The sequence below is a fragment of the Chitinophaga sp. 01L420 genome (assembly GCF_056399985.1).
This window is the reverse complement of sequence record NZ_JBFTSK010000070.1, coordinates 21,551-30,133: the sequence shown is the minus strand read 5'-3', so window position 1 is coordinate 30,133 and position 8,583 is coordinate 21,551. Positions and strand designations below refer to the sequence as shown.

Below are 8,583 nucleotides of genomic sequence, written 5' to 3'. Positions count from 1 at the left end.
CCCTCTAACGGCTTATACCGCAGTGCCGGCGTACATTTGCAACGCATTAAAAAATAAAAAAGATCATGGACGCTGGTCCCGAACGTTACTTTATTTCTTCATCTCCTGCCTGATAACATAGCCCTGCTGTGCTCATCAGCAGGGAAAATATAGCGCTGTGTTATACTTATCAAATGCTGTAAATAAGCACCCACATTTTGTGCGCAACTACGCCTTCAGAAGGAAGTCCGGCATGCCTGAAATCAGGAGAGTAATGCCGGGAGGCAATGAAGAAAGCGCCACCACCAAGCTGCAACAGGTAGCGGCTGCCGATCAGCCGGAATATCTGTCCCTGCTGGACAGTCACCTCGATGGATTATCTGCCGCACAGGCCCGGAAACGTTTAACGTTAACCGGCCCGAATGAAGTACACCACGAAAAAGCGCCTTCCTGGTACAAACAATTGTTTACGGCATTCGTTAATCCTTTTATCGCCATCCTGCTGGCCATTGCATTGATTTCATTTATCACCGATGTATGGATGGCGGCTCCCGGCGAAGGAGAATATAAAACCGTGATCATGGTAGGCATCATGGTGATGGTAAGCTCCCTGCTCCGTTTTTTCCAGGAATACCGCAGCAACCGCGCCGCAGAGCAACTGAAGAGTATGGTGAAAACTACGGCCACGGTACTACGTAAATCCAAAGAGAAAATAGAAACAGATATCAAACAACTGGTACCCGGTGATATCATTTTTTTATCTGCCGGAGATATGATCCCCGCGGATTGCCGCCTGGTGCAGTCGAAAGACCTGTTCGTGAGCCAGGCCATGTTAACCGGTGAATCACTGCCGGTAGAAAAACATAGTCTCCCGCTGGCAAACGCTTATCATAAAACGGTGCTGGAGTTAGACAACATCTGCTTCATGGGTACCAACATAGTAAGCGGTGCAGCTACCGCTATTATTGTCAATACCGGTAACCAGACCTACTTTGGCTCTCTCAGCAAATCTATTACCGGCAAACGTGCGGAAACCAGTTTTGATAAAGGTGTAAATAAAGTAAGTTACCTGCTCATCCGTTTTATGCTGGTGATGGTACCACTTATTTTCCTCATCAACGGATTGGTAAAAGGTAACTGGTGGGATGCCCTGCTCTTTGCTATTGCAGTAGCAGTGGGCCTTACCCCGGAAATGCTGCCTATGATTGTTACCGCCAACCTGGCGAAAGGAGCGGTGAACATGAGCAAACGTAAAGTGATCATCAAACGCCTGAATGCCATCCAGAATATTGGTGCGATGGATGTATTGTGCACCGATAAAACAGGCACGCTGACCATGGACAAAATTGTGCTGGAAAGACACCTGAACATTTTTGGAGAAGAAGATGAAGARGTCCTGAAATGGGCGTACCTCAACAGCTTTCATCAAACCGGCCTTAAAAACCTGCTGGACGTGGCCGTGCTGGAACATGTGGAGTTGCACGACTACCTGAAAGTAGAAGAACATTACCTTAAAGCAGATGAAATTCCTTTCGACTTTCAACGTCGCCGCATGTCTGTGATCCTGAAACAACGCAATGGCAAACAACTGCTGATCTGTAAGGGAGCGGTAGAAGAAATGCTGCAACTATGCACCCATGCCTTTGATCCGGGTGAAGATAAAGAGCTGCATATCGAGACTGACAAAGTAATTGCTATCGACGAAAAAGTAAGAGAAAACATTCTGCGTATCTCCGGTAAGCTCAACGAAGAAGGACTGAGAGTATTGCTGGTAGCTATCCGCGAGTTTGATGACCGTGCATTGACGTATACGGTGGAAGATGAAAAAGACATGATACTTACCGGCTTCATCGGCTTCCTGGATCCGGCAAAACCTTCTGCCCGTTTGGCGATAGACGCATTGCAAAAGTTAGGGGTACGCGTGAAAGTACTCACCGGCGACAATGAAATAGTGACCAGGAAAATATGCCGGGAAGTAGGTATTTCTTTCAACGAAATATTATTGGGTAATGACATCGCGCAGATGAGTGATGAAGCGCTGGGTGAAAAAATAGATGAAGTAGCTATTCTGGCAAAACTCAGTCCGGTGCAGAAATCAAGAGTGGTAAAGCTGCTGCAGTCGAGAGGCCATACTGTGGGTTTTATGGGAGATGGCATTAATGATGCCGCCGCCCTTCGTGATGCAGACGTAGGCATCAGTGTAGATACGGCGGTAGATATCGCCAAAGAAAGTGCAGATATTATCCTGTTGGAAAAAGATTTAATGGTATTACGCAAAGGCGTTATTTATGGAAGAAGAACTTTCGGCAATATCATTAAGTATATCAAGATGACGGCCAGCAGCAACTTTGGTAATATGTTCAGCATGATAGGCGCCAGCGCATTATTGCCTTTCCTGCCCATGCTGCCCGTTCAGATCTTAGTACAAAACCTGCTATATGATATTTCACAGGTATCTATTCCCTGGGATGAAATGGACCAGGATTTTATAGACCAGCCGAAGAAATGGGATGCATCAGATATTTCCAGGTTCATGTTGTTCATTGGCCCGGTGAGTTCCATATTTGATTACGCCACTTTTGCGCTCATGTTTTATGTGTTTAAAGCGGCCAGTCCTGAACACCAGGGCCTGTTTCAGACGGGCTGGTTTGTAGAGGGATTATTGTCACAAACGCTGATCGTACATATGATCCGCACCCGTAAAATACCCTTTATTCAAAGCTGGGCGACTGCGCCCGTGGTAGCATTGACCAGTGTGATTATGCTCATCGGTATCGCGATTCCGTTTACACCGTTTGCCGCAACATTGAAAATGCAACCACTTCCATTGTCCTATTTTCCCTGGCTGGCAGCTATTTTATTTGGTTACTGTATGCTGACACAGGTCATCAAAAACTGGTATATCAGGAGATTTAATCAGTGGTTATGAGTCATTCAAAACGGTGGTGGATCACCACTATTATAGTGGTCCTGTTGCTGATTGCGATAGACTGCTGGATTAGCAGTCATCGCGCAGGAAGGTAAGCAACAGGGCCACTTCGGGTACTATATCATTTTTCAATCCGCAAACATCATGAGAACAAGACTAATTGCCGTAGGCATGCTGACGGCTGCTGCCTGTCATTCTGTAAAGGAAGCGCCCATCGCGACTGCCGTTCCGCAGGGAGATACGATTACCCTTCCTGCCGGATCAATCGTAAAGAACCGGATTAAAATCAATGTCGTAGTAAGTACCCCTTATAGCCGGGAGCTGAGCACCGCCGGTACTGTGAAAGCTATTCCCACTCAGTATGCGGAAATTGCCCCGCCTTTCCAGGGCCGGGTCACGAAATCTTATTTATACCTGGGCATGAAAACACAGCCGGAAACACCTTTATTTGAAATCAGTTCGCCGGACTTTATTGCGGCGCAAAAAGTTTTCTTCCAGGAAAAAACACAGTTGCAGCAGGCCGAGAGAACCTGGAACCGGCAGCAGGACCTGATGGCCAACGGAGTAGGTACACAGAAAGACCTGGAAGAAGCGCAGACCGCCTATGAGGTAGAAAAGAAAGAGTATGAAAACGCCGTCATGGGGATTCGTATTTTTAAAGTCAACCCAGCACAATTATCTCTCGGACAACCCCTGGTGGTATGTGCGCCGGTGGCGGGAGAAGTAATAGAAAATAAAGTAGTGCTGGGACAATTTATAAAAGATGATGCCAGCAGCGTGGCTACCATCGCCGACTTATCCGGTGTATGGATTGCCGGACAGGTAAAAGAAAAAGATATCCGCTTTATTCATACCGGTGACGAATGTACGATTGAAGTAGTGGCCTTACCGGGTATACTGCTCAAAGGAAAAGTATATCATGTAAATGCGGTGGTAGATGAAGATACCCGTAGCGTCCAGGTATTAATCGCTGTTGCCAATACCGATCATGCCCTGAAACCCGGCATGTATGTAACCGTAAACTTTATGGATCATCCCGTTCCTGCGCTGCTGATCCCCGCCACTGCACTTTTGCAGGCCAACGATGCTCCCTATGTATTTGTAGCTACCGGGGAAAGACAGTTTGTAAAACGTGCTATTACTACCAATGGCAGCAGCAACAACCAGGTGGTAGTTACCGCCGGTCTGCAGGCTGGTGACCGGATTGTAACGGAAGGTGGATTTTACCTGCTGGACGCTAAATAAGTACTCCTGTTTATCAACGACTTTTTATGAAGAAATTAATATTTACCGCTATTGAAAAGCGCTGGCTTTTTGCTGTGCTCTTTTTACTCCTGGCCCTGTTTGGTTATTACTCCTGGAAACAACTATCGGTGGAAGCTTATCCGGATATCGCGGATGTGACTTCCCAGGTAGTTACCCAGGTGCCTGGTCTGGCTGCCGAAGAAGTAGAACAACAAATTACTGTTCCGGTAGAACGTGCGCTGAACGGGATGCCCGGCATGCATGTGATGCGTAGCAAAAGTACTTTCGGCCTGTCTGTCATCACCATTGTATTTGAAGATGGGATGGAAGATTACTGGGCGAGGCAGCGCATCACCGAACGGCTCAGCGATGTAGATCTGCCTTATAGTGCCAAACCCGGACTGGACCCATTGACTTCGCCCATTGGTGAAATATACCGCTACATTATTGAAAGTAGCAACCATGACCTGAAAGCCATCACCGACCTACAGAACTGGACTATTATTCCCCGTATCAAACAGGTGCCGGGCGTGGCAGAGGTGACCAATTTCGGTGGCATCACCGCCCAGTACCAGGTGGAGATTGATCCGCAGCTGCTGGAGCAGTACCATGTGTCGCTGGCAGATGTGCAGGCCGCCATCAGTAACAATAATGCCAATGCCGGGGGGAGTGTACTCACCATTGGTGATCTCGGTTACGTAGTGCGTGGCATAGGGCTGGTGAAAACGTTGGAGAGTCTCGGTGATGTGGTGGTGAAATCAGTAAGCGGTGTGCCCGTATTTTTAAAAGACCTGGGACGTCTTAAACTGGGCAACCTGGAACGTAAGGGTATCCTGGGGTACACCGATAGAAAGGTGAATTACAGTGAAGGTGATGAAGGCATTGTATTGTTGCTGAAAGGCCAGAACCCTTCTGTGGTACTGGAAGGCATACACGCCGCCGTTGATGATCTTAATCAGCATATTTTGCCGGCAGGTGTCACCATCCGTCCTTACCTGGACCGTACGCAGCTGATCAACAATACGCTGGATACGGTATCGCATACGTTGCTGGAAGGCATAGGGCTGGTGATTATTGTGCTGATCATTTTCCTCGGTAACTGGCGCGGGGCACTGATAGTAGCTATCACCATTCCGCTGGCGCTGCTCATTGCATTTATATTAATGCACTTCACCAACATTCCTGCTAACCTCCTTTCCCTGGGTGCCATTGATTTCGGGATCATTGTAGATGGGGCCATTGTGATGATGGAAGCTATCCTGAAGAAGCGGGAAGATAACCCGGAAGAGGAATTGTCCGAAACCAGCATTGCGCAGAAAGCGGCGGCAGTGGCCAAGCCTGTCCTTTTTGCTACTGTCATTATTATCATTGCCTACCTGCCTTTGTTTTCTTTTGAAAGAGTAGAACGCAAGCTGTTTACGCCGATGGCTTTTACCGTAGGCTATGCATTGCTGGGCGCATTGGCCGTAGCATTGTTGCTCATACCCGGTTTGGCGTTTGCGATATATCGCAAGCCCCGTAAACTATATCATAATAAATGGCTGGAGGGGTTAACAAATGCTTACCGGCGGCGGCTGGAARAGATCATGGAAAAACCCAAACGGGTATTTGTTCCGTTGGCGCTGGTGCTGACGGGGGCGGTGATCCTTTCCTTTACAGTAGGGAAGGACTTCCTGCCACCGCTGGATGAAGGTTCTATCTGGCTGCAGGTGCAACTGCCTCCGGGCATATCGCTGCAGCGCTCTAAAGAAATGAGTGATAGTTTGCGGCAGCGTACCATGCAATTTGGGGAGGTGACCTACATGATGGTACAGGCCGGCCGTAATGATGACGGTACCGATCCCTGGACGGCCTCACATTTTGAATGTTCTATTGGTCTCAAGCCCTATCATGAATGGAAGAACGGTCGCACCAAGGGAGATCTTATCAACGATTTGTCTGCCGCCTACGTCGCTATGCCGGGGTATAACGTAGGCTTCAGTCAGCCGATGATTGACGGTGTAATGGATAAAATATCCGGGGCACATAGTGAGCTGGTGGTAAAAGTATATGGTGATGATTTTAAAGAAACGCGGCGCATAGCAGCAGAAATATCTGCTACATTAAAACAGATTCCGGGAGCGGCCGATGTGGCGATCGACCAGGAGCCGCCGTTGCCGCAGCTGCAGATTGCTATCAACCGTGATGCCATTGCACGCTACGGCCTGAACGTAAGCGATGTGGCCGAGCTGATAGAAGTGGCGATTGGCGGGAAAGCCATCTCACAGGTCTTTGCCGGCAATAAAGTATACGATGTTATTTGTCGATATACCGATGAAAGTCGTAATACGCCGGAGAAAATTGCAGGCCTGATGCTCACTTCAGCCACGGGTGCAAAGATCCCGTTGTCGCAGGTGGCTACCGTAAAAACAGCCACCGGGGAAAGCACCATTACCCGCGAGTTAAACAAACGGCACCTGACCGTGAAGCTCAACCTGCGGGGAAACGACCTCACCACATTTCTGCAGTTGGCACAGCGGCAGATTGAAAAGAATGTGCACTACAATCATGAGCTGTATAATATTAAATGGGGCGGACAGTTTGAAAACCAGCATCGGGCCTATGCGAAGTTGATTGTCGTAGTACCGTTGGCGTTAGCCATCATGTTTTTACTGCTCTACGGCGCCTTCGGAAAATTCCGGCAAGCGGGCCTGATCATCAGCATTGTGCCGCTTGCATTATTCGGTGGGATGCTGGCCCTGAACCTTCGTGGCATGACGCTGAATGTATCTTCCGCAGTGGGTTTCATTGCCTTGTTTGGCGTGGCCATTCAGAACGGGGTGATTTTGATTTCACAGATCAATGATTTGAGAAAGCAGGGCTACCTGCTGTTGCAGGCTGTTATAGAAGGGGCACGTAACCGCTTCCGGCCGGTGCTGATGACGGCCTCCGTAGCCGCCCTGGGCTTGTTGCCAGCTTCCTTTGCCACGGGTATCGGGTCGGATGTGCAACGTCCGCTGGCCACCGTAATCGTGTATGGACTGCTGGTGGCTACAGCCATCACCCTGTTCGTATTGCCGGCGCTGTATTATCTCATCGAAAAGAAATGGAATTCTTCACCTGAAGCGTAAAGTCATTGTATGCAGTTTTTAAAAAGATATCTTATACTGGCGGGGGCGCTGTGGTTCATTCACAGCCCCGCCCTTGCACAACCGGACAGTAGTTTTAATAAAACGCTGCTCTCCCTGCCGCAATACCTGCATCTGGTAAGCACACAACATCTGGGCTATGCAGCCCAGCAATATAATGTGAGCATCGCCGCTGCCGGCATAGAAAGTGCTAAAGTTTTCCCGGATCCGGAGCTATCGCTGGGAGGTTTCGATAATCAGCACCGGGTGCTCCATCTTTCTTATGGCTATAATGCAGGACTAAGCACCACCATTGAACTGGGAGGTAAAAGAAAAGCCCGCATAGGACTAGCCCGCAGCAGCCTGGAACAAAGCCAGGCCCTGTTGCTCGACTACTTCCGCAACCTGCGCGCAGATGCTGCCCTGGCCTGGTTTAATGCCATACAACAGCAACATCTGTACGAAGTACAACAACAGTCTTATCTACTGATGCGGCAACTGGCAAATGCAGACGCCATCCGTTTTCAAAAAGGCGTGATAACGGAAACAGATGCACGCCAATCGAAACTGGAGGCAGACAACCTGCAGAACAGTGTGTATCAGCAGGAGGCCGACTGGAAAGCCGCACTGTTGCAACTGAATATCAATACCGGACATGCGCATGCGGATACCCTGTTATGGCCATCGGGGAACTTTGAACACCTGCAGCGGGTATTCATCTTACAAGACCTGGTGACCAACGCACAAAATACCCGAGCAGATGCCGTAGCTGCCAACGCCGGTAAAGTAGTGGCCGGCAAAACATTAACGCTGGTGAAAGCCAACCGGAAAATAGATCCGGGCATCAATGCAGGCGTAGGGTATAATGCAGCAGCTACCAGCGAAATTGCGCCTACACCGCGTTACATTGCCAGCAGCGCCGGCATTTCGGTACCGCTGAAGTTTTCCAATCATTATAAGGGAGACCTCCATGCTGCACAATATGCAGTGAAACAGGCAGCGGTGGAGTATGAACAGGTACTGCTGCAAATCCACACCGATGTGATGCAGGCCTGGTTTAATTACAATGCGGCAGGGCAGCAGGTAAAACAATTTGAAAACGGATTACTGGCAGATGCACAAAAAGTATTGCAGGGAAAAGTTTACAGCTACAAACGTGGTGAAACCTCCCTGTTGGAAGTACTGAATGCGCAGCGTACCTGGAATGAAGTGCAGCAGGATTATTACCAGACCTTGTACAACTATGCCGCAGCATTGATTGCACTGGAACGTGCCGCCGGTACCTGGGATATACAGTAATTGTAAAATTATTATCTTGGCATA

The 8,583-nt window shown here is 48.8% G+C and carries 4 protein-coding genes; all 4 read left to right on the top strand.

All coding sequences use genetic code 11. The annotated features are described in order from the left end of the window. Positions 1-157: 157 nt before the first annotated feature. The 4 genes from mgtA (at position 158) to AC1DP6_RS34640 (ending at position 8,559) form a co-directional block, all read left to right on the top strand. Entirely contained in the window at positions 158-2,908 is a 2,751-nt protein-coding gene (gene mgtA / locus AC1DP6_RS34655) for a magnesium-translocating P-type ATPase (protein ID WP_477058980.1), read from the top strand. 144 nt (positions 2,909-3,052) lie between these two features. Then, positions 3,053-4,153: an efflux RND transporter periplasmic adaptor subunit gene (locus AC1DP6_RS34650; protein WP_477058979.1), complete on the top strand. Its 1,101-nt coding sequence runs from the start codon at positions 3,053-3,055 to the stop codon at positions 4,151-4,153. A 26-nt stretch (positions 4,154-4,179) separates the two neighbouring features. After that, on the top strand, positions 4,180-7,263 hold the full coding sequence (locus tag AC1DP6_RS34645; protein WP_477058978.1) for an efflux RND transporter permease subunit: 3,084 nt from the start codon (positions 4,180-4,182) through the stop codon (positions 7,261-7,263). 9 nt (positions 7,264-7,272) lie between these two features. Further along, the gene (locus AC1DP6_RS34640) at positions 7,273-8,559 is read left to right on the top strand and encodes a TolC family protein (RefSeq protein ID WP_477058977.1); all 1,287 of its coding nucleotides are present in this window, start codon (positions 7,273-7,275) and stop codon (positions 8,557-8,559) included. Positions 8,560-8,583 lie beyond the last annotated feature (24 nt).

Excerpts from the sequence above, each read along its gene's own strand:
- AC1DP6_RS34650 (WP_477058979.1), top strand. The coding sequence starts at position 3,053 with ATGAGAACAAGACTAATTGCCGTAGGCATGCTGACGGCTGCTGCCTGT.
- AC1DP6_RS34640 (WP_477058977.1), top strand. The coding sequence starts at position 7,273 with ATGCAGTTTTTAAAAAGATATCTTATACTGGCGGGGGCGCTGTGGTTC.